We start from the raw sequence: 21992 nt of genomic DNA on the forward strand, positions 1-21992 counted from the left end.
CCTTAAAATTTTCGGGGAGGCGGAATTGTTCGAGCGCAACTGGATGAGGACGTTACGCAGGACCGCGATGGTGGTCGTCGGAGCCGCCGCCATCGTGGGCATGTCGACGGGGCAGGCCCTCGGCGCCCAGCCGCCGTCGGACAGCGACTCTCCGGTCTCCCCGCAGGTCGTCGGCGGAACCCCGGCGGCGCAAGGCGAATTCCCCTGGATGGTCCGGCTCTCGATGGGCTGCGGCGGCGCGATGTACTCCGACTCGCTGGTCCTCACCGCCGCCCACTGTGTGAGCGGCACGGGCAACAACACGGGCATCACCGTCACCTACGGCGTGGTCGACCTGCAGAGCACCAGCGCCATCAAGCGCACGTCCTCCTACGTCTACAAGAACCCGGGCTACTCGACGTCCGCGGGCGGCGACTGGGCGCTGATCAAGCTGTCGAGCCCGATCACGGGCGCGGCGAAGCTGCCGATCGCGATGACCAACGCCTACGACGACGGCATGTTCACCGTCATGGGCTGGGGCGCCGCGTCCGAGGGCGGCAGCCAGCAGCGGTACATGCTCAAGGCGGACGTCCCGTTCGTCAACGACACCTCGTGCAAGTCGTCTTACCCCTCGCTGAAGCCCGCGGTCGAGATCTGCGCGGGCTACACCCAGGGCGGGGTCGACACCTGCCAGGGCGACTCCGGCGGCCCGATGGTCCGCCGCGACGCCAACAACGCCTGGATCCAGGTCGGCATCGTCTCCTGGGGCCAGGGCTGCGCCCGCCCGAACTACCCTGGCGTCTACGCCGAGGTGAGCGCGCTTTCGGCGGCCATCAAGGCGAAGGCCGACGAACTCGGCGGCACCACTCCCCCGCCCACCGGCAAGGTCTTCGAGAACACCAACAACGTCAACATCCCCGACGCGGGCAGCGCGGTGACCAGCTCGATCGCCGTCTCCGGCGTCACCGGCAACGCCCCCTCGGCCCTGCAGGTGGGCGTCGACATCAAGCACACCTGGCGCGGTGACCTGGTGATCGACCTGGTCGCCCCGGACGGTTCCGTCTACCGGATGAAGAACTCCAGCAGCAGCGACTCCGCCGACAACGTGATCACCTCCTACACCGTGAACGCGTCCACCGAGGTCGCCAACGGCACCTGGAAACTCCAGGTGCGCGACGTGTACAGCTACGACACCGGCTACATCGATAGCTGGAAGCTGACCTTCTGAGTGCGCGGTCCCGACCAGGCCCCCCGGTCCTGGTCGGGACCCGCGGGAACTCCTCGAGACTACCGACGACAGCGTCGACCTGATCGCCGCGAACACCGGCATGGGCACGGCGACGACGATGCGCAGGCACTTCCACGCCACGGTGGGTGTCCCGCCGGACACGTACCGCCGAACTTTCCGCACCGGTCTCGCCGAGCGTTCGTAGTCAGTCCACTACACACTGTCCGTAAATGGACAGCAGGTACCGATTTGTCATCGTCCTCTAGCCGAGCGAGAGCGATACAGGCAAGATACCGACAAAGTTACCGATAGGTAGCGGGCGAGGTCAGTGCCGGTGACTCGACCTGCCTGCGGTTCTGTGCCCGGAGGAGTAGCTAATGCGCGAGTTCGCCGTCCCTGCCGTCGCCAAGCGAGATGAGGCCGGCGGCCTCGCCGACCTGGTCTACACCAACGCGAAGGAAGACCCGAACTACGTAGCGTTCCGCCGCCGCTCGGCCGCGGGCGACTGGACCGACGTCACCGCCACCGCGTTCCTCGGCGAGGTCCTCGACGTGGCCAAGGGCCTCATCGCCTCCGGTGTCGGCGCGGGCGACCGAGTCGCCATCCTGGCCGCCACCCGCTACGAGTGGACCCTGCTCGACTTCGCGATCTGGGCCGCGGGCGCGGTCCCGGTGCCGATCTACGTGACCTCGTCCGCCGAGCAGATCGAGTGGATCATGTCCGACTCCGGCGCGGTCGCGGTGATCGTGGAGAACGCCGAGCACCAGTCCCGGGTCGACGCCATCCGCGACGCCATGCCCGCGCTCAAGAGCGTGTGGCAGATCGAGGACAGCGCGATCGACAAGATCGTCGCCGCGGGCGTCGACGTGGACACCGCCGCCGTCGAGGAGCGCCGCGCGGGCGTGAAGTCCGAGGACGTCGCCACGATCATCTACACCTCGGGCACCACCGGGCAGCCCAAGGGCTGCGTCCTGACCCACGACAACTTCTTCGCCGAGTGCGCCGCCGCCACCGACGTGCTTGGCCCGCTGTTCCGCGGCCTGGGCAGCACCGAGGACGCCGCGACCCTGCTGTTCCTGCCGATCGCGCACGTGTTCGGCCGGATGGTGCAGGTCGGCTGCGTCTACGCCCGCGCCACCATGGGCCACGGCCCCGACGTCAAGAAGCTGCTCGACGACCTGGCGAGCTTCAACCCGACCTTCATCCTGTCGGTGCCCTACGTGCTGGAGAAGGTCTACAACGGCTCCCGGCAGAAGGCACACGCCGCGGGCAAGGGCAAGATCTTCGACGCCGCCGCGGCCACCGCGATCGCCTACAGCGAGGCCGAGGGCAAGGCCGGGCTCGGCCTGAAGGTCAAGCACGCCATCTTCGACAAGCTGGTCTACAGCAAGCTGCGCGCGGCCCTGGGCGGCAAGGCGAAGTACGCCATCTCCGGTGGCGCCGCGCTCGGCCTTCGACTCACCCACTTCTACCGCGGTGTCGGCCTGACCGTCCTGGAGGGCTACGGCCTCACCGAGACGACCGCCGCCTCCACGGTCAACGCGCCGACGAACTTCAAGGCGGGCACCGTCGGGCAGCCCATCCCGGGCGCCGCGGTCAAGATCGCCGAGGACGGCGAGGTCCTGATCAAGGGCGGGGTCGTCTTCAAGGGGTACTGGAACAACGACGCGGCCACCGCCGAGGTCATCGACGCCGACGGCTGGTTCGCCTCCGGCGACCTCGGCTCGCTCGACGACGAGGGCTTCCTGTCGATCACCGGCCGGAAGAAGGAGATCCTGGTGACCAGCGGCGGAAAGAACGTCGCCCCCGCGGTCATCGAGGACCGGATCGCCTCGCACCCGCTGGTCGCGCAGGCCATGGTCGTCGGCGACGGGCAGAAGTACATCGCCGCGCTGATCACCGTCGACCCGGACTACTTCACCTACTGGAAGACCACGGTCGACAAGCCCGCCGAGGCCACGCTGGCCGACCTGGTGGACGACGCCGACCTGGTCGCCGAGATCCAGAAGGCCGTCGACGAGGGCAACCAGGCGGTGTCGACGGCGGAGTCGGTGCGCAAGTTCCGCATCCTGGCCACCGAGTTCAGCCCCGAGACCGGTCACCTCACGCCGTCGCTGAAGCTCAAGCGCCGCGTGATCATGAAGGACTTCGGCGCCGAGGTCGACAGCCTCTATTCATAGGCCACCGCTCGGGTCAGGCTCCGAGGATCCAGTCGAACCCCGAGAGGCGCGACTCGCATGGGACGGCATTCGTCGGCCACGAGGGCGAAGGCGACCCGGTCACCAGTGATGCTGCTGGCCGGGTTGCTGGTGCTCGCCATCGGGGGGTGGTTCGCGTTCGGCTTCATCTCCGACCGGCTCGGCGGCCCCGAGTGCGCCGAGACGGTGTCTCTGCAGGTCACGGCCGCGCCGGACGTGTCGGGCATCGTCGACCAGGCGGGCAAGCGGGCGGCTGAGGCCGACCCGGAGGCCTGCTTCCGGGTCGTGGTCACCAGCCGCGACTCGGCGGCCACCGCGGAGTCGCTGGCCCTCTCGGACGGCGGGGAGCTGCCCGACGCGTGGATCCCGGAGTCGACCCTGTGGCTGCAGCGCGCCCAGGACAAGGGCGCATGGAACACCCCGGTGACCGGCACGTCGGTGGCGTCGTCGCCGGTCGTGCTGGCCCTGACCGACGACACCGCGTCGGCGCTGGGCTGGCCGGGCAAGCAGCCCACCTGGGCGGAGGTGCTCGGGCAGAACGACATCTCCGTGGGTCTGCCCGACCCGTCGCGCGACCCGGTCGGCGTGTCCACGCTCCACGGCGTGCGCGCGCTGACCGGCACGGCCGCGGATCAGGGCGCCGCGCTCACCGCGCTGCTGCGGCGGCTCTCGGTGAACACGCTGCCGCAGGGGTCGGACCTGTTCCTGCGGCTGCCCGGTGGGACCAGCGCCGCCGAGCCGCTGGGTGCGTTCCCGACCTCGGAGAACGCGCTGCTGCGGCACAACGTGAAGTCGTCGGACAGCCAGTTGGTCGCGTCCTACGCCGACCCGGCCGTGCCGTCGCTGGACTACCCGTACACGGTGTTGCCGAAGGCGAGCGGCGCCAAGCGTGACCTGGCCCAGAAGTTCCTCGACAAGCTGCTGGACCCCGCGGCGGTGACGTCGTTCGCCGACGCCGGTTTCCGCGCCCCGGACGGCAAAGCGCTGCGGGACCGGTCCCAGGACAAGCGCACGTCGGTGGCGCCCATCGAGTATGTGCCGCTGCCCGCGTCGGCCGACGTCGACCAGCTGCTCAACCAGTGGGCCGGGGTGAACCTGAACTCCCGGATGCAGGTGCTGCTCGACGTGTCCGGCTCCATGGCCGAACCGGTGCCCGGCACCGGAATGGACCGGATGGCCGTCACCCTGCGCGCGGCGGAACTCGGGATCGGCCTGTTCCGGCCGACGACCAGATTCGGCATCTGGCTGTTCTCCACCAACCTCGACGGCGACAAGGACTACCGCGAACTGCTCCCCGTCGAGACGGTCACCGACCACAAAGCCGGCGGCGCGATCGCGAAGCTGCGCGACGTCAAGTCCATCCAGGGTGGCGCGACCGGCCTCTACGACAGCGTCCTCGCCGCGTACCAGTCGGGCCGGGCGAACTGGGAGCCCGGCCGGATCAACGTGGTGGTCGTCCTGACCGACGGCAAGAACGAGGACCCCAACGGCATCACCCGCGAACAGCTCCTCGCCGAACTGGCCAAGCTGCAGGACCCGCGCCGCCCCCTGGTGGTCGTCGGCATCGGCATCGGCCCGGACATCGACGTCGCCGAACTCGACGCGATCTCCAAGGCCACCGGCGGCCAGGCCTTCACCACCCCGGACCCCACCAAGATCGGCGACATCTTCTACGCGGCGCTGAGCAAGCTCCTCTGCCAGCCACCGACCTGCAAGCCAGGATCGTGACCTGGCGGAGTTTGCTCTGAGCGGTCCATTCAGGTGAACTAGGCGCGGGTCGGGGGGCTTGAACTGAGGGGGCGCTCGCGTTGACCATGCTCGAACACCCGACCGGCAGGCACAAGAACGTGCGTGAGCGGTCCCTGACCATCCCGTTGCCCTCGCGGCTCGGGCTCGCGGCCACGGTCATCGCGGGGGTGCCGTTCGGGATCCACCTGTGGTTCCTCTTCGGCGGGTTCTTCGTGCACGACGACTTCCTGATCACTTACCTTGCCGCGCAAGGCAGTCCGCTCGACGTCGGCTACCTGTTCCAGAACTACAACGGCCACATCGCTCCCGGCCTGTTCTTCGTCGCCTGGGTCGTCACCGCGGTGGCGCCGCTGAACTTCGCCGCCGCGATGGCTCCGCTGCTCGTGGTCCACCTGGCCGCGCTCGTGGTGTTCTGGCGGCTGCTGGTGCGCTGTTTCGGCCCGCGCGCGGCGCTGCTGCTGCCGTTCGGCGTGGTCGCGGCCTCCCCGGTGATCCTCGCCTCGACCATGTGGTGGGCCTACGCCCTGCAGCTGCTTCCGTTGCTGCTGGCCATGTTCTCCGCGCTGTACTGCCACGTCGGCTACCTGCGCACCGGACGCCGCCGCGACGCCATCCTCACTCTGGTGTGGACGGTCGTGGGCATGGCGTTCTTCGAGAAGGCGGCCCTGTTCGTCGGCCTGCTCTTCGGCGTCACCGTCCTGCTCGGCCCCGGCGTCGCCCGAGCCTGGGTCGCGCACCGCAAGCTCTGGCTGGTCCACCTCGGACTGCTGGCGGTCTACGCCGTCGTCTACTTCGGACTCGCCTCGGCTCCGGTGCACGAGACCGAGATCAGCGGCGCGCAGGTGGTGGAACTGGCCCGGCTGATGGTGGTCGACACCCTGTTCACCCCGACGCTGGGCTTCCCGGTGGGAAGTTCGGTGCACGAGGGCTCACCCGCGCTGGCCGAGCCGGTGGCCGCGCTGAAGCTGCTGGGCGGCCTGGCCGCGCTCGCCGTCGTGGTCGGCGGGCTGGTCGTCGGGCGCGGTCGCGCGGCCTGGGCCTGGACCCTGCTCGCCGGCTACCTGGTCCTCGACGTCGTCCTGGTGGCCCTGGCCCGAATGCCGCTGATCGGGCCGCTGATCGGCCTGGACATCCGCTACATCGCCGACGCCGTCCCAGTCCTCGTGCTGTGCGCGGCCTTCGCCTACCTGCCGCCACTGGGCGCCGACGGCGCGCGACCGCCCCGGATCCCCGGCCGCTCCCTGCGCGTCGGGCTGGTCGCGCTGACCGCCGTTGTGCTCGCCGGGGCCACCGTCAGCACCGTGCGACTCTCCCCCAACCTGCAGTTCTCGGCTTCCCGCGCCTACGTAAGGACCGCGGGCTCGGCGCTGCGGCCGGACATGGTCGTCTACGACGCGTCCGTGCCGAGCAACGTGATGATCTACTGGTTCGGCGACCAGGGCCGGGCGTCGCGGGTGATCGGACTGCTCCCCGACGCGCCCCGGTTCGACGAGCCGACCGCGACCATCTTCATGCTCGACGGCCAGGGCAAGCCGCAGGAGGTCAAGGGCGTCGTCAACACCGTCGTCGCCAAGCCCGGCCCGGTGCCGGAATGCGGCTACCCGGTCACCGACCAGACCACGCTCGTCCCGCTGTCAGGCCCGGTCAAGGGCAAACGACTCATCCGACTGGAGTACTACACCTCCGCCGCCGGGCCCGTGACGATCAACGCGGGCCGCGCGTCATTCACCGTTCCGCTACAGGAGGGTGTGCATTTGTTGCAATTGGTCACCGACGCCGAATTCGACCGAATCGATCTCCGTCGGGCGCCGGGTGCCACCGCAGCTTGCCTGGTCGGGGTCATCATCGGGGAACCGCTTGTATAGTCGCGTTGTCCCCGAGGACAATGCACTTTGTTCCCGCCCACAATCAAATTCGGCGGCCCGGTCACAATTGCGCCAAATGGCACATTCGCTTCATTGCGAATGAAATAGCGGGTATCTTCCGACGAAAGCGTCGGAGGAGGATCGAGGATGGGGCGACACTCGCCAGGCGGTGGCCGGGCGGCGACGCACCGGTCATCCGTGGTGGCGCTGAGCCTCCTGCTCGTCGCCGCCCTGGTGGGCTGGCTCAGCTTCGACTTCCTCCGCGACACCCTCGGCGCCTCGGACTGCGATCGGGTCACGTCGCTGACCGTCGCCGCGTCGCCGGACATCGCGCCGGTGATCACCCAGGTCGGCCGGGACATCCTCGAAGCGGGCGACGACTGCTACGACGTGCGGGTCACCAGCCGGGAATCCGCGGGCGTCGCGGAGTCGCTGGCCGTGTCCGACGGTTCCGAGCCGCCCGACGTGTGGATCCCCGAGTCGACGCTCTGGCTGCGCCGCGCGCAGTCCAACGGCGCCTGGCAGACGCCGATCGAGGGCACCCGGATCGCGTCCTCGCCGGTGGTCCTCGCGGTGACCGACGACCTCGCGGGCCAGTTCGGCTGGCCCGCGACCAGCCCGACCTGGGCCGACCTGGTCGCCGACACCAAGGTCGTGGAGGCGCTCGGCTTCCCCGACCCGGCCCGCGACCCGGTCGGCGCGTCGACCCTGTTCCTGGTCTCCGAGCCCAAGGGCAACGACGCTCTCAATACGACAGAGGCAACCACGGCGATCACAGCCATGCTCCGCAAGCTCTCGGCCAACACGGTGCCCCAGTCCTCGGACCTGTTCGCCCGGCTGCCCGGCACCGCCGGCCCGCACCCGCCGCTCTCGGCCTTCCCGAGTTCGGAGACCGCGGTGCTGCGGCACAACGTGAAGCAGACCTCGACCAAGCTCGTCGCCGCGTACGCGGACCCGCCGCCGCCGTCGCTGGACTACCCGTACGTCGTGCTGCCCGCGACGACCGGCGAGAAGCGCACGGTGGCGGAACGGTTCCTGTCGAGGATGCTGAGCCCGCAGGCGAGCGACCTGCTGGGTGCGGCGGGCTTCCGCGGCCCCGCCGGCGAGGTCCTGCGCGACCGTTCGCAGGACAAGCGCGTCGCCGCCGAACCAGTGCCGCCGGTCCCGCTGCCCGACACCGACGAGGTCGACCGGGTGCTCAACGAGTGGGCCGGGGTGAACCTCAGCGCCCGCATCCAGGTCCTGCTCGACGTGTCCGGGTCGATGGCCCAGCAGGTGCCGGGCACCGGCCGGACCCGGATGGCGGTCACCCTGGACGCGGCCGAACTGGGCATCCGCCTGTTCAAGGGCACCACCAAGATCGGCCTCTGGGTGTTCTCCACCAACCTCGACGGCGACAAGGACTACCGGGAGCTGCTGCCGGTCCGCCCGGTCAGCGAGCACCTGGCGGCGAACGGCATCGCGACCGTGCGGAGCATCGAGAACCAGACCAAGGGCGCGACCGGGCTCTACGACAGCACGCTCGCCGCCTACAAGTCGGCCCGGCAGAACTGGGAGCCGGGGCGGATCAACCTCGTCGTCGTCATGACCGACGGCAAGAACGAGGACCCCGACGGCATCAGCCGCGAACAGCTGCTCACCGAACTGGCGGGCCTGGTCGACCCGAAGCGGCCCATCGCGGTCATCGGCATCGGCATCGGCCCCGACATCGACGTCGGCGAACTGCGGGCCATCAGCGCCGCGACCGGCGGCCAGGCCTTCTCCACCCCGGACCCGTCCAAGATCGCGGAGATCTTCTACGCCGCGCTGAGCAAGCTCCTGTGCCAACCGCCCGCGTGCAAGCCCACGCCCGGAAGCTGAGGACGGACATTTGAGTTTCGAAGAGGTCAAACGCGACTGGACCGAGCTCGGCGCGCAGGACCCGCTGTGGGCGGTGCACGTCGCCACCGACAAGCGCGGCGGCCGCTGGGAGGTCGACGACTTCCTGGAGCTGGGCAGACGCGACGTCGCCCGGGCCCGCGACTGGCTGCACGGCCTTGGCCTGCCGACCAAGTGGTCGCGGGTGCTCGACTTCGGCTGCGGGGCGGGCAGGCTGTCCCAGGCGCTGGCCGAGTACACCGACGAGGTGGTCGGCGTGGATGTGTCGGTGCCGATGCTGGAGACGGCCAGGGCGCTCGACCGCACCGACGGGAAGTGCCAGTTCGTCCTCAACGAGGTGCCCGACCTGCACGTGTTCACCAGCAACAGCTTCGACCTGGTGTACTCGGAGCTGGTCCTGCAGCACCTGCCCACCAAGGTCATCGCCGACTACCTGGCCGAGTTCGTCCGGGTGCTGCGGCCGGGCGCCGTGGCCGTCCTGCAGTGCACGACCCGTCCGCTGTGGACACTCAAGGGCACGATCTGGCGGCTGGCGCCGTACCGGATGGTCCGGCTCGGCCAGAAGCTCGTGCTGCGCTACCCCGCGCCGATGCGGATGACCGCGCTGCCGCCCGCCAAGGTCTCGGCCGTGGTGTCCGCGCACGGCGCCGAGGTCGTCGCGGCGATCACGACCGACGAGCCGGAAACGCATTGGCAGTCGAGCCGCTACGTCATCCGCAAGCTGGGTGGCACGACTGAACACTGAGCAGGCTGCTCGGCCTAACATTCCTCCGATGGCGAGCACGCGGGAACCGACCGACGGTCGGCAGGCGCGGATCCGCGCGTGGCTGGCCGGTCTGCCGCGCAGCCTCACCGCGTGGGTGATGGCCGCGCTGATGCTGCTGTCCTTCCTGCAGCGGCCCGGCCGGACCACGTTCGACACCAAGCTCGACCTCGCCGTCGACCCGATCGCGTTCCTCGGCCGGGCGCTGCACCTGTGGAACCCGGCCGCCACCGGCGGGGAGTTGCAGAACCAGGCCTACGGCTACCTGTTCCCGATGGGCCCGTTCTTCGCACTGGGCCAGGCCGTCGGGCTGCCGCCGTGGGTCGTGCAGCGGGTGTGGTGCGGGCTGCTGCTGTGCCTGGCCTTCGGCGGTGTCCTCGCCGTGGCCCGCTCACTGCGCATCGGCACGGAGCCCGCCCGGTACCTGGGCGCGCTGGCCTACACGCTGGCGCCGCGGATGCTCACCGAGATCGGTCCCCTGTCGGCGGAGATGCTGGCCGCGGTCATGCTGCCGTGGGTGCTGCTTCCGCTGATCCGGGTCGAGCGCATCGGCTCACCGCGGCGCGCCGCCGGGCTCTCGGCGCTGGCGATCGTCTGCATGGGTGGGGTCAACGGCGCGGTCGTGGTCCTCGCCCTGGTGCTGCCCGGGCTTTGGCTGCTCACCCGGCAGTGGACGCGCGAGCACGTGCGGCTGGTGCTGTGGTGGTTCGGCTGCGTCGTCCTCGCGGTCCTGTGGTGGTTCCTGCCGCTGGCCCTGCTCGGCGAGTACAGCCTCCCGTTCGTCGACTACGTCGAGTCGGCGACCAACACGACCACGCCGACATCGCTGTTCCAGGTGCTGCGCGGGACGAACCAGTGGGTCGCCTACGTCGTGCAGGGCACGCCATGGTGGCCGTCGGGGTTCATGCTGATCGACAACCCGATCCTGATGCTGGCCACCGGCGTCGTCGCCGCGATCGGGCTGCTCGGGCTGGTCCGGTCGCGGCTGCCGGAGCGGCTGTTCCTCACCCTCGGCGTCGTCGCCGGCGTCACCTTCCTGACCATCGGCTACGTCGGCACCCTCGACAGCCCGTTCTCCGAGTCCGTCCGGGCCCTGCTCGACGGCCCGCTCGCGCCGCTGCGCAACGTCCACAAGTTCGAGCCCGGGCTGCGGCTGCCGCTGGTGCTCGGCTTCATGCACGCGATCTCCGGGCGGCTGCCCGGTCTGGCCCGCAAGGCCTCCGGCCTGTGGGCGACGCGCGCCCGGCTCGCCGTGGGCTTCCTGCTGGTCCTGATCACCGCCGCCCCCGCGTGGCTGTTCACCCTGCGGCCGGGTCCGGGATGGGACGAGGTCCCCGACTACTGGCGCACGGCGATGACCTGGCTCGCCGAGGAGGACAAGGACGCGCGAACCCTGCTGATTCCGGGCACCGGGTTCGGCGAGTACACCTGGGGTCGCACGATCGACGAGCCCGCGCAGTCGCTGGCCAGGGCGCCGTGGGCGCTGCGCAGCCAGATCCCACTCGGCTCCGAGGGCAACACCCGGCTGATGGACGCGGTGGAGGATGCCTTGGCCGACGGCCGCGGCGCCCCCGGCCTGGCCGACTTCCTGGCCCGTTCCGGACACCGGTACCTGTTGCTGCGCAACGACATCGACCGGGTCACCACGGGCGCTCCGCCGCTGTCGATGCTGCGTTCGGCACTGCGCGGGTCACCGGGGATCGAGAAGGTCGCCGGGTTCGGCCCGGAGGTCCGCGCGGGCACCACCGGCATCGACGAGCACGCGCCCGCGGCACAGGCGATCGAGGTCTACGAGGTCCAGCGGACCGTGCCGCTCGCCGTGGCCGTGCCCAGCGACCAGGTCGCCACGGTCAGCGGCGGACCCGAGTCGCTGCTGCCGCTGCTCGACTCCGGGCAGCTCGACCCGACCCGGCCGACCGTGATGGCGGGCGACGGCGGTGCCCCCGACGCGCGGGAATGGCTGGTCACCGACGGGCTGCGGTACCGCGAGCGCAACGTCGGCCGGGTGCGCGACAACCTGAGCCAGACGCTGACGGAGGACGAGAAGGCCCGCCAGGTGCGGCCCGCGATCGACGTGGTGCCGTTCGAGGGCATCGAGCACCGGACCCTGGCCACCTACCGCGGGATCCGCGGGGTCACGGCGTCCTCGGCGGCCAGTTTCGCCGACGCGGTCCGCGGCTCCGACCCGTCGTCGATGCCGTTCGCCGCGATCGACGGCGACCCGTACACCGCCTGGCAGTCGTCGAGCCTGCGCGGCCCGACGGGCCAGTGGCTGGAGGTCGAACTCGACACCCCGCGCGTGGTCGACCAGATCGCGCTGCGCGTCGTCGACGACTCCCGGCTGGGCTGGCCGGTCACCCGCCTGCAGATCACCACCGACAAGGGCTCGGTGACCCGCGACATCGAACGCGGGCAGGACCCGCAACTGTTCACCGTCGCCCCGGGCCTCACCAGCACCGTGCGCGTGACGATCCTGGGTGTCGCGGCGGACCGGACCACCGGCAACGTCGGCATCGCCGAGATCACCATTCCCGGCGTCGAAGCCCAGCGCGCCCTGCGGGTCCCGGCCGACGTCGCGCCGAAACCCGACCAGCGCACCGCTTTCGCATTCACGCGAGGAGCGCTGCCCAGCTACTCGTGTGTCCGCGAGGAAGCCAAGACCCGCTGCGACTCCGGCCTGACCCGCTTCGGCGAGGAACCCGACGGCGTGCACCGCCTGTTCCGCACATCGACCGACGCGACGTACGCCGTCTCCGGCCGGGTCCTGCCCGCCGCGGGCGCCCGCGCCCCGGTCAAGGTGCCCGGCCTCGACGTGTCCGCGTCCACCCAGCTCGCGGGCGACCCGGCGGCGGGCCCTTTGGCCGCCGTGGACGACGACCCCGCGACGACGTGGATCGCCGACTACACCGACCTGTACCCGGTGCTGCGCCTCAAGTGGGACAAGCAAACCGCCATCACCGGCCTGACCCTGGCCACCCATCCCGATTCCGGCGCCGTCGCACCGTCCGAAGTGGAGATCCAGAGCGTCGAAGGGACCGTGCGGCTGCCAGTGTTCACCGATGGCACCGTGGACTTCCACGGCACTACGGACCGGGCGGACATCAAGATCACCCGCAGTCGCCAGGAGGATCAGGCCAAGCCCACCGGCATCAGCACCGTCACCCTGGCGGGCGCCGACCTGCCGAGGATCGGCGCCGACACACCCTTCACCGTCCCCTGCGGGTCGGGCCCGAGCCTGCGGATCGACCAGTTCGACTACGCCACCACGGTTTCCGGCACCCTCGGCGACCTGAACAACCACCGCGCCCTGCCCCTGGGCACGTGCGCCGACCTGGCGGGCGGCGTCGACCTGAGCGCCGACGAACACGAGGTGCGCACGGACCGGTCGGACAGCTTCATCGTCCAGGACCTGTGGCTGACCCCGGTCGGGCTGTCGTCACCGCCGCCGAACGCGCGCGCGGTGGAGATCAAGTCCTGGGAAGCCGCCTCCCGTTCGCTGACCGTCGCCGCGGGCCCGAAGGCCGTGCTCGCGGTCCCGGAGAACGCGAACGACGGCTGGGAAGCCACAGTGGACGGACAACCACTGCCGCGAACCAGGGTCGACGGCTGGCAGCAGGCGTGGGTCCTGCCCGAAGGCGGCCTGGTGACGGTGAACCTGACCTTCGCCCCCGACACCTCCTACCGCCTGCGACTGCTGATCGGGCTGGTCGCGGTACTGGGCTTGGCAGCCCTCGTCCTGACCCCCGCGCGACGCCGCACGGACCTGTCGTCGGCTCCCGCGGGCGAACGCTGGGTCCCGATCGCCCTGGTCGCCTTGCTGGCAACCATGGGCGGAATGCTCGCGGTGATCCTGCTGATCGCCTGTCTGCTCCTGCGAAGCCTGTTCCCCACCTACCGCCGGGCGATCTCGATGGCGTTGGCGGCGACCGGGATGACGGTGGCCACGGTCACCGCGGTCCTCGGCAGACTCCTGGACCACGGCCAGGAATGGGCCTACGGCGCCACCGCCCAGGGCGCCATCCTCGTCGCGATCGCGGCGGTCGTGGCAGCCAGAATCCCTTACTTCGACAAGGACCGTTCAGGAAACGTGTGAGAACGTGTCGTGAGCCATCAACTTGCGGAACTTTACAAACGCGAATTCACTCATGGTGGGGGACGTGCGGCGGTTTCGCGGCGTTGGCATCAGTGGGGAACGTCGGAGCGTCCGGCGGCGTTGCTTGGTGGCCCCCAGTCACCAGGCCGCCGAAACGGGGGTGACCGGGGCATCGCACAGGGCGGGCCGAGATGGACGGGCACGGCCGGCACGGCGGAACTGGACGGGTGCGGGAACCGGCAGGGTCCGGCGGTTATGGACCCGCCCCGGTGGCCAGTCGGGTATTCGCGGCGCAGGTAGTTCTACTCAATTTCGCCGTATGCGCCCTGGCCTGATACCAAACGTGACCGGCCGTGTTCGTAGGGTCGGTATGCTCTGCTCGGGGTTTGGGGTGTCGCACAGGAAGGCAAGGGCAATGCCCGAGGGGAACAGCGGCGAGCAAGCGCCATCAGTCGATCAGCAGGTTGACGCGCAGGTCGTGGTCGCCAAGGTGATCAAGGTGATTCCGCCGTTCTTCGGCGGTGGCGCGGACCTGCCGGTGGGCGGCGGCGGTGCGGGCGGGCATTACGCGATCGCCAGTGTGGCCGATCTCGACGGGCTCATCGCGAGGTGGGAGCAACGGCGCGACAAGATCGATGACAACGGCAAGACCCTTGACCGGATCATCCGTTTGATCGAGCCGCCGGCCGGTGATCAGCCGAGCCGCACGCAGGGACGGCGGTTACTGCGGGGTTGTGGTGGGGATCTCCGACACTCTCACCTTTCTCGTGAGTAGCCAGCGCGGGCCGGGCCGGTGCTCACGGCCGCGACCGGCCGCAACGCCGTGCTGGCCGTGCGCGACGAGAACGCGGTGTCACTGGCGCGGATCGCACCGGAGAGGCTCGCCGACGTGCTGGTCGCGCAGACCGCTGAGGTGCCCGCTGGCCGCGGACGGGCGGTGACCGTCTCGGTGGACGACATGCGGTCCACGGAGGACGGACGGCAGAGCCCGGCGGGCCGACGCCACAGCGCGCGGCAACCGTTGCGCTATGCCGACACTGTGCACGGCCGCTGGCTGAATCACAGTCCGCCAGGAGGAGACCCGGGTCGTGATCGCGCCCGCCGACCGTCGGACACTGACCGACCGCCTCCACGAGATGCACCGAGCGCTGAGCGACTGAACAACGCGCGTCACAGGTTCGCAACGCGCGTCACGACCATCCGACCCAGGTCGCTGGGAGTGGGGATGGTCGGACACCGACAGGGGGAGCGACGAACGTGAGCGGGTACGACGTTCAGATCGAGGAGATTCGTTCGGCGTCACGTGCGGCGCGGTCGGCCGCGCAGCAGCGGGGCGCGGTCGGTGAGGCTGGGGTGTTGGACGGGGTGCGGTTGGCGATGGTCGGGTCGCGGTCCACCGAGCTGTTGGCGCGCGTGGAGGTGAGGTGGCGGCAGGCCGCGGATTACTGGCACGGAACGATGGGCGGTCACGCCGACGCGCTGGGGTGGTCGGCGGACGCCTACGCGGCCAACGAAGAGTCGGCGGCGCGGGATTTCCGGGTCATCAGTGGGGACAGCGGCAACGCGAGGCCTATCTGATGGCCGACTTCGGGGAGGTGCGGATGTGGGCGGCCGAGCCGCTGCATACCGCGACGGGGGACCTCAACGGCCGGTGCACCGCGTTGCTCGGGTTGGCCGACGAGGTGGACTCCGCCGGCGCGACTCCGAGTTGGACCGGTGAGACCGCCGTGGCCGCGGCGCAACGGCTGACGTTGCTGCGCGACGGCCTGGAGGATGACCTGGCCGAGGTGTCGGCGTTGCGGTAGGCCATGGGTGAGACGGCCGACGCGGTCAGCGGGCTGCTGCACGGTTTATCGGGGGGCGTGTCTGCTGGCGGCGCGGGAGGGTGGGTCGCCGCCGCGCCCGTCCGCGCACGCCGATCGGATCACCCGGGCTCTGGAGTCGGCCGACCTGGCCGCCTACGAACGGGGACTCGGCACCGGCCATGTTGTGGCGGAGCGTGAGGTTTGCGGGTGTGGCACAGCGAGGCGTGGTTGCGCGAGCACTACCGGCCGCTGGTCCGCGACCCCGCCGACGACGATCGGTAGCGCCAGCCTCGCGCCCGGGATGTCCTGCGCACTGCCGGGAAGTGCCGGACCGTCCACTGTGTAGATCATCTGTCAGCGCGGTGTAGATCGTCTGTCCGTGACGCAGGCGGCGTAACTATTTGCGAATGGCACGACGCCAAACGGGCGTCGGCGCAGGTTATGAGAGATGTAGAACCCTGCCCCTGAGGAAGTTGAGGTGCCGACATGACGAGTTGATCCCCGTTCCAGCACAGGATGTGGTCGCCAGAGGACGTCTGGCGGCAAGGGAATCTGGACCCTGCGTCGAGCTGTCCGATCGGGACTCCGCGCGAGACCTGAGCCGAGCCCGAGACGAGACAACGAGACCCGTGTCGAGACCGACACGAGACAACCAGTCTCGACCTGTCTCGACCCGGTCTCGGTGAGAGTCTCGCCCGGATTGGTTGAGGGTCCAGTCGACCGGTGATCACCGGCCCTGGGGTTGGCCGCGAATGGCGCCTGGGGAGTCGAGGTGTCGCCGGTTGTCACAGCCGAGCCGGTCAGTCTGTTGCAGCGCGCCCACCGGATTGGGCGCGCACCCGAACCCCCGACCCGCGCACGCGGGGACACGGGTTTGGTGACCAGGGCTGGCCCATGCTCTCGCTGATCGACGGTTGCGACCCCGACCGCTGACCAGCGCCCGGCGAACCTGCACGTGCTGTGCGGGTTCGCGGGCAACCGGAGGTAGGCCCGCCATGCACGAGCACGCGGACAACCCGCACCACCACGAACATGATCCAGAAGGCGTCGATGATCACCGTCAGGGTTCCCGGCGTGATCCCGGCGCGGCGATCCCGCGCCCGCGAGTCGCCCCCGACGACGACATCACCGGTATCCCGAATCTGCCGGAAACCGGGCCTGACCAGCGGGTTTGGTGGTATGATCAGGGCAGGAAACGCGGTGGGGACCGCCGGTATTCCGGGCACATCAACTACATTCACGGTGCGGACGCCGACCGTGTCCGGGGTGAGTTCGCCGCCGTGGTCGGTGATCGTCTCGACTGGGCCGCCCGCCACCAATCCGAATCTGATGCCGACACCGATGATCTGTCCTGTGAGGATGGTGACGACCGATGACACCCGCACCCGAGGATCCGGTGATCGTGAATCCGCCCGCCCCGGGCCTCACCGCTCGTGCCGCGCACGCCATGGCGGCGGGTGTGCCGGTGTCGGGGCCGTCGGGGCTCTCGGACATGGCGGTGTCGCCGTTGGGGTTGCCGGTGGCCCTGTTGGATGGTGAGGTGCGGGTGGCGTTCCTCGGTCGAACCTCCACAGAGGATCAGCAGGACCCGCGTCAGTCGTTGGTGCGGCAGTTGGGGAACTGCAAGACCGCCATCCCCGAATCGTGGGTGATCGTCGCGCACTTTTACGACGTCGAGTCCGGGCGCATGGAGTTGGACCGGCGCGGCCACGGCACCGGCTATGAGCGGTTCGACATCCCGATCGCCCGCGATGGCGGCATCGCCGACCTGCTGGGCGAGGCCGCCCACCCGGGGCGGCGGTTCGATGTGGTGATCGGCGAGTCCATCTCCCGTATTGCCCGCCGCGCCTACGAGGGCCTGTCGATCGAGCGGGAGCTGGAGCGGGCGGAGGTGCCGCTGTTCGCCGCGAACGAGCCGATCATGGTGACCGGCAGCCGGGCGCAGCGGGTCCTGCACCGCCGGATCAACCAGGGCGTCGCCGAGTACGAGGTGATGAACACCCTGGAGCAGTCCTGGGGCGGGCTGTGCACCCACGTCCGCGAGGGCTGGAACATCGGCAAACCCTGCTACGGGTACAAGGCGAAGACGTTGCGCCACCCCAACCCCATGAAAGCGGCCAAAGCGCTGACCAAGACCCGGTTGGAGCCCGACGGGGTGCGTGGGGAGACGGTCACCCAGATCGCGTTGTGGCGCTACCACGAAGGTCTCGGCTACGACACCATCGCCGAGCGCCTCAACGCCGACCCCGTCAAGTACCCGCCGCCGGAGCCGCCAGGCAAGACGAGGGCGCGCGGCGCGTGGGGCAAATCCAGTGTCTCCGATGTTCTGCGCAACCCCAAGTACACCGGTTACCAGGTGTACAACCGGCGCGCGACGCGGTCGCGGCACGGGAAGGTCAACGACCCGGTCAAGTGGGTGTGGTCCACCGAACCCGCCCACGAACCGTTGATCCCGAAGTGGATGTGGGACGAACTCAACGCCCGCCGCCACGCCCGACGCGGCTCGCGGCAGGGCGACGGGTTCAATACTCACCCGGCGACGCGACGCACCTACCTGTTCCGGGGAATGATCATCGACGGGTGCGGGCGGCGCATGTTCGGCAACCAACGCCACGGTGCCGCCTACTACCTGTGCTGGCCACGCAACAACAACCGAGGCCGCCCCGACAAATACCGGGGCCACGCCAAGGCCGTCTACCTCCGTGAAGACGCCACCCTCGACGCCGTCTCCAGGTTCTTCGCCGACCGGGTGTTCGGCCCGCAACGCCGCGACATCCTCGCCGCCGACCTCGCCGGGGTCGATGACCGCGCGGCGCGTGAACGGCACGCCGAACGCGAACGGCTCCAACGGACCGTGGCTGACGTGGCGCGGCGGCAGAACGCCGTGCTCCGCCAGGCCCAGGACGGCGATCCGGACGACCCGTTCACCAAGGCACTACGCGGCACCTACAACGACCTCGACGCCGAGAAGACCGCCGCACTCGCCGCCATCGCCCAACTCGACGCAACAGAGCACACCGAACCCACCCGCCCCAGCCCCGCAGACGCGGCGCTACTCGACGCGCTGCCCCACCTGGCGCTCAACCTTGCCGACGCGCCCGAACCGCTGCTGCGGGCATTGTTCGAGATCACCCAGCTCACCATCCGGCTACACGACGACAGCGACCACGTCACCATCACCATCACACTGCCAGCAGACCAACTGCCCCACATCGCCGAAACGGCGGAAAGGATCACCGAAACCATGACTACACAAGAAACGCCTGCTCAGACGGCAGGCGCTGCTTGTGTAGATGCTGTACGTGCCCCCGGCAGGATTCGAACCTGCGCCACCGCCTCCGGAGGGCGGTGCTCTATCCCCTGAGCTACGGGGGCCCATCGCTCGCGCGACTTGGTGAAGCCTAGCGCACGTGGGAGTGGGGGCTGAAATTGGGCGGCTATGGGTTGGTGGGTTCGGGCTGTGGGGTCGCGACGGGTTCCGTGGTCGGGCTGACGACGGCCTCGGGAACAGGGGTGGGCACCGGTTCCGGGGTGGGTTCGGCGCTCGGCTCGGGTGTGGGCTGAGGTGTCGGCTCGGGCGTGGGCTGGCTCGGGGTCTCGTCGACCGGTGGCTCCGCGGGCGGCGACGGGGATTGCGATGGGGATGGCGTCTCGGGCGGTGTGGGGCATCCGGTGAGGACATCGCCGCCGATGGGGGGGAGGGCGTCCACCACGGTGTCGCAGTCCGGGGGTGGGGCGGGGGTTGGTTCGGGCAGCGGAATGGGGTCCGGGGGAGTTGGACTGGGGAGGGGCGTCGGGTCTGGCTTGGGGGTCGGCAGGGGCTCTGGGAGCGGGATGTCCGGGGGTGGGGGTGGGTCGAGGGGAAGGTCCGCGCGCGCCGGGGTTGGGGGGTGGGGTGGGAGGGGGGTTGCTCCTTGGGAGTAGCGGTGCATCCACATCAGGACCGTCGAGACGTACTCGGTCGAGCGGTTGTAGCGGTACACCGCCGCGTTCAAATCCGACGGGTTGGACAGGTCCATCCCGCCTGAGCAGAGGTAGCGGCCTGCCGCCGCGGTGGCGTCGTGGATGTTGTGGGGGTTCGTGGTGCCGTCGGCGTTCCCGTCGGTCGCGTAGACGGCCCAGGTGGTGGGGATGAACTGCATCGGGCCGACCGCGCGGTCCCATGCCCGGTCTCCGTCGAGCGTGCCGCCGTCGGTGTCGGGGATGGTGGCCATGCCGGGGCCGCCGGACAGGGCCGGCCCGAGGATTCGCGGCGACGTGTTGCCTGAGGCGTCGGCGCGGCCGCCGCGGGCGTGGCCGGACTCGACGCGGCCGATGCCTGCCAAGTGGTACCAGCGCAGGGCGCAGCCGCCGTGGGTTCGGGCGAGGAGCGTCTCCGCCGAGCGGTAGGCGGCGAGGAGGTTCGCGGGGATACCTGTTTGGGTGAAGGTGACCGGGACGACCACCGCCAGCTGCTCGACCGGTGCGGCCGCCTGGACGGGTGCCTTCGGAACGGGAACAGCGGGCTGGACCCGGACCGGGATCGGCTCCGGAACGAGCCTGCGCGGGACGTGGACTTCCGCCGGTGTCGAGGCCCGGGTGGCCGCTCCCGCGAGGCAGAGGGTGATCAGGGCGAGCGCTGTGGTCGGACGGACTCGGTGGGGCCTAAGGGATCGAGAGCGCACGCACTGCCTCATTCCATGTGACGATCCGGTGTGTGTTACCCGCATCACCCGTCTACCAGCCCGCCGACCAGGAAACCGCTGGCCACGCGTGGGTACCCCTCCTTCGGGTGGTGAACGGACCCCGTCCGAGTGGCTTGTGCATTCATGCGCATGTGACAATATGACGGCGACGACGAAGGGTTGGGGACATGGGGCACGGGCACGGACACGGCACGGCGGCCAGCGCTTCGGGACGGATGGCGGGCCGGTTGTGGGCCGCCTTCGCCATCGCCGCGGCGATCATGGTGGTTGAGTTCGTCGTCGGGTTCGCGACCTCTTCGCTGGCCCTGGTGTCCGATGCCGCGCATATGTTGACCGACGTCGTGGGGGTCGGTCTGGCCCTTGCCGCGATCATGGTGGCGCGGCGGGCCAAGGCGAAGTCTCACCGGACTTTCGGGCTCTACCGCGCTGAGGTCCTCGCCGCGCTGGCCAACGCGGTGCTGCTCTTCGGAGTCGCGGGCTACGTCGTCTATGAGGCCGTGCAGCGCTTCGACAACCCACCCGCGGTCCCCGGCGTGCCCGTCCTGCTGGCCGCGCTGGCCGGTTTGGCCGCCAACATCGTCTCGTTCCTGCTTCTGCGCGACGGCGCCAAGGACAGCCTCAACGTCCGCGGCGCCTACCTGGAGGTCCTGGCCGACCTCATCGGCTCCGTCGGCGTCCTGATCAGTGCGCTGGTGACCATCCTGTTCGGGTGGCGCTACGCCGACCCGATCGTGGGCGTCGCCATCGGCCTATGGGTCCTGCCGCGCACGTGGGGGCTGGCCCGCCGCGCGCTGCACATCCTGTTCCAGCACGCGCCCGAGCGGGTCGACGTCGAGGAGTTGACCAAGCGACTCTGTGCCGTCCCCGGCGTGGCCGAGGTGCACGACGTGCACGTCTGGACGCTCACCTCGGGCATGGAGGTCGCCTCCGCCCACCTGACGATCACCGCCGACGCCGACCAGGCCGAGGTTCTGCGTGCGGCCCAAGAGCTGCTTACCGTCGATTACGGCCTAGAGCACGCCACGCTTCAGGTGGAGTCGCCGAACGCGCGGTGCCAAGAGCTCTCCTGGTAGCTGACCCTGTCTCGAAGTGCGGGTGCTAGAGAGGCTTCGCGCCGCGCTCGGCGAGCATCGACTCGAGCACCTTGATCTCGCTGGCCTGGCCCTTGAGGATCTTCTCCGACAGGTTGCGCACCTGCGACGTCGCCGCGTGTTCGCTGGCGTAGCGCGCCATGTCGAGGCCGCCCGCGTGGTGACGCAGCGTCAGCTGCAGGAAGTACACGTCCAGCTCGCGCCCGGTGAGCGTGCGCAGCTTGGCGATCTCCTGGCTGGTGGCCATGCCGGGCATGGTCCGCACCCCGCCGGACGCCTCAGTGGTGTGTCCGTGGCTGCCCGCGGCCATCCACGCCATGTACCCCGGCTCGGGTGCCTGCTCCGGCTGGCCCCAGATGTCGAGCCAGCCGCTCATCGCGCCGATCTGGCCGAGCTGGGTCTGCTCGATGTCGAACGCGAGGCTCTTCACCGACAGGTCCGTCGTGTGGTCCCGCGCCCAGTTGGCCATCGTGACCGCCTGCAGGTGGTGGACCTGCATGTCCTGGGCGAACCCGACGTCGACCGACTCGGCCGTCGGGGTGCTCGCCTGCCGCACGACCGACAGCGTGATCAGCATGCCCACCGCCGCGCCGACCAGCAGGACCGCCAAAGCGGCGCCGGAGAGCACGAAGATCTTGCGCTTCGTGCTCTCCGGCGT

At 70.0% G+C, this 21992-nt stretch carries 15 protein-coding genes, 1 tRNA gene and 3 pseudogenes; 16 read left to right on the top strand and 3 right to left on the bottom strand.

Features of this window, described 5'->3' with window-relative positions; translation table 11 throughout:
• Window positions 1-43 precede the first annotated feature (43 nt).
• The 15 genes and pseudogenes from ACRDSQ_RS16650 to ACRDSQ_RS16720 all read left to right on the top strand — a co-directional run.
• Window positions 44-835: pseudogene (locus ACRDSQ_RS16650) on the top strand (S1 family peptidase); the annotation flags it as partial.
• Between the two features lie 135 nt (window positions 836-970).
• Complete coding sequence (locus ACRDSQ_RS16655) at window positions 971-1207, top strand: proprotein convertase P-domain-containing protein (RefSeq protein WP_431422238.1); 237 nt, start codon at window positions 971-973, stop codon at window positions 1205-1207.
• Window positions 1208-1241: 34 nt separating this feature from the next.
• Window positions 1242-1412 (top strand): annotated as a pseudogene (locus tag ACRDSQ_RS16660) (helix-turn-helix domain-containing protein); the annotation flags it as partial.
• 172 nt (window positions 1413-1584) lie between these two features.
• Entirely contained in the window at window positions 1585-3387 is a 1803-nt protein-coding gene (locus ACRDSQ_RS16665) for an AMP-dependent synthetase/ligase (protein WP_431422220.1), read from the top strand.
• Between the two features lie 57 nt (window positions 3388-3444).
• Window positions 3445-5133, top strand: coding sequence for a substrate-binding and VWA domain-containing protein (locus ACRDSQ_RS16670; RefSeq protein WP_431422222.1), 1689 nt, complete (start codon window positions 3445-3447; stop codon window positions 5131-5133).
• An 80-nt stretch (window positions 5134-5213) separates the two neighbouring features.
• Entirely contained in the window at window positions 5214-7019 is a 1806-nt protein-coding gene (locus ACRDSQ_RS16675) for a hypothetical protein (RefSeq protein ID WP_431422223.1), read from the top strand.
• A gap of 147 nt (window positions 7020-7166) precedes the next feature.
• Window positions 7167-8879, top strand: a complete 1713-nt coding sequence (locus ACRDSQ_RS16680; protein WP_431422224.1) for a substrate-binding and VWA domain-containing protein — start codon at window positions 7167-7169, stop codon at window positions 8877-8879.
• Between the two features lie 10 nt (window positions 8880-8889).
• Window positions 8890-9642, top strand: a complete 753-nt coding sequence (locus ACRDSQ_RS16685; protein WP_431422225.1) for a class I SAM-dependent methyltransferase — start codon at window positions 8890-8892, stop codon at window positions 9640-9642.
• A gap of 28 nt (window positions 9643-9670) precedes the next feature.
• The gene (locus ACRDSQ_RS16690; protein WP_431422226.1) at window positions 9671-13753 is read left to right on the top strand and encodes an alpha-(1->3)-arabinofuranosyltransferase domain-containing protein; all 4083 of its coding nucleotides are present in this window, start codon (window positions 9671-9673) and stop codon (window positions 13751-13753) included.
• 415 nt (window positions 13754-14168) lie between these two features.
• Window positions 14169-14528, top strand: coding sequence for a hypothetical protein (locus ACRDSQ_RS16695; protein ID WP_431422228.1), 360 nt, complete (start codon window positions 14169-14171; stop codon window positions 14526-14528).
• A gap of 18 nt (window positions 14529-14546) precedes the next feature.
• Window positions 14547-15014: an ESX secretion-associated protein EspG gene (locus tag ACRDSQ_RS16700; protein WP_431422229.1), complete on the top strand. Its 468-nt coding sequence runs from the start codon at window positions 14547-14549 to the stop codon at window positions 15012-15014.
• Window positions 15011-15331 carry a hypothetical protein gene (locus ACRDSQ_RS16705; protein ID WP_431422230.1) on the top strand — a complete coding sequence of 107 codons (321 nt, stop codon included), beginning with the start codon at window positions 15011-15013 and terminating at the stop codon, window positions 15329-15331. Before ACRDSQ_RS16700 ends, ACRDSQ_RS16705 begins: the two co-directional genes overlap by 4 nt.
• A complete protein-coding gene (locus tag ACRDSQ_RS16710) occupies window positions 15331-15558 on the top strand; it encodes a hypothetical protein (RefSeq protein ID WP_431422231.1) in 228 nt (75 codons plus the stop codon). The genes ACRDSQ_RS16705 and ACRDSQ_RS16710 overlap by 1 nt, the downstream gene beginning before the upstream one ends.
• Window positions 15559-16553: 995 nt before the next feature.
• A complete protein-coding gene (locus ACRDSQ_RS16715) occupies window positions 16554-16934 on the top strand; it encodes a hypothetical protein (RefSeq protein ID WP_431422233.1) in 381 nt (126 codons plus the stop codon).
• Window positions 16935-17245: 311 nt separating this feature from the next.
• Window positions 17246-17989, top strand: a pseudogene (locus tag ACRDSQ_RS16720) (recombinase family protein); the annotation flags it as partial.
• 872 nt (window positions 17990-18861) lie between these two features.
• Here the strand turns inward: ACRDSQ_RS16720 and ACRDSQ_RS16725 are convergent.
• Window positions 18862-18933, bottom strand: a tRNA-Arg gene (locus ACRDSQ_RS16725).
• 62 nt (window positions 18934-18995) lie between these two features.
• Complete coding sequence (locus tag ACRDSQ_RS16730) at window positions 18996-20222, bottom strand: lytic transglycosylase domain-containing protein (protein ID WP_431422234.1); 1227 nt, start codon at window positions 20220-20222, stop codon at window positions 18996-18998.
• Window positions 20223-20410: 188 nt separating this feature from the next.
• Here ACRDSQ_RS16730 and ACRDSQ_RS16735 point away from each other — a divergent pair, with 188 nt between their 5' ends.
• A complete protein-coding gene (locus ACRDSQ_RS16735; RefSeq protein WP_431422236.1) occupies window positions 20411-21316 on the top strand; it encodes a cation diffusion facilitator family transporter in 906 nt (301 codons plus the stop codon).
• Between the two features lie 25 nt (window positions 21317-21341).
• Here ACRDSQ_RS16735 and ACRDSQ_RS16740 read toward each other — a convergent pair.
• Window positions 21342-21992, bottom strand: a 651-nt coding sequence (locus ACRDSQ_RS16740; RefSeq protein ID WP_431422237.1) for a DUF305 domain-containing protein, incomplete at its 5' end; no start/stop codon positions are given.

It is taken from the genome of Actinokineospora sp. (assembly GCF_050699995.1).
Lineage (GTDB): Bacteria > Actinomycetota > Actinomycetes > Mycobacteriales > Pseudonocardiaceae > Actinokineospora.